The following is a 795-nucleotide window of genomic DNA, read 5'->3' on the forward strand; positions in this document are numbered from 1 at the left end:
GCGCCCAGCCGCCGGTCGTGCTCGGCGACGCCGACACGGCCGCCGCCGTGGCCGGCTTCCCGCGGCTGGCCGCCGCCGTCGGCGGCGACAACGCCGCGGTGGCGGTGCTGGTCGGCGGCGAGCAAGACATGTTCGCCGCCGCCTGCGCCGACCCGCATGCTGGGCTGCACGGGCCGCCGGGCAAGCCGTGCCCGGCCCGGCCGTGGGTCTGCCTGCTCTGCCCGCTGGCGGTATTCACCCCCCGGCACGCGGCGAACCTGCTCCGGCTGAAAGCGTTCTTCGCCCGCCAGTGGCAGGCCATGCCCTCCGCCCAGTTCATGGCCGTGTTCGGCCCGTATGCCACCCGGATCGACGAGGTACTGGCCCGCTACCCCGCCGACCTACTGGCCACCGCTGCCGCGTCGGTCACCGACCGGGACGACGACCTGCCGCTACGACCCGAGGAGCGCACCGCGTGACCGGCGCGAACACAGCCGACGCGCTCGACCCCGCCGGGTCCTCGGTGTTCGCCGGTGTCGACGTTTGCCAGGCCGCCGGGCTCACCGTCGTGGCCGGCGGGCAGCGGCCCCGTTTCGACGACGACGTCTGGCTGTTCGGCGACGTCGACGGCGTGCCGGCGCACGTCCACGACTACGAGCTGCGGATGGACTTCACCACGATCACCGACCCGGCCTGGCGGCTGGTCGCCAAGGAGTACCTCCTCGCCCGGCTCGCCCCGACCCTCGACGAGGTGGCGGTCCTCGCGCGCGCCTACCGCACACCGCTGGCGCTGACCAGCTGCCACCAGCGGCTGCG

The 795-nt window shown here is 75.0% G+C and carries 2 protein-coding genes; both read left to right on the top strand.

Annotated elements, in window-relative coordinates; all coding sequences use genetic code 11:
- Window positions 1–458, top strand: a 458-nt coding sequence (locus AC08ON_RS10820; protein ID WP_476616887.1) for a hypothetical protein, incomplete at its 5' end; no start/stop codon positions are given.
- On the top strand, window positions 455–795 hold a 341-nt coding region (locus tag AC08ON_RS10825; protein ID WP_476616888.1), incomplete at its 3' end, for a hypothetical protein. The genes AC08ON_RS10820 and AC08ON_RS10825, both read left to right, overlap by 4 nt.

It is taken from the genome of Frankia sp. CoWAU3 (assembly GCF_977971855.1).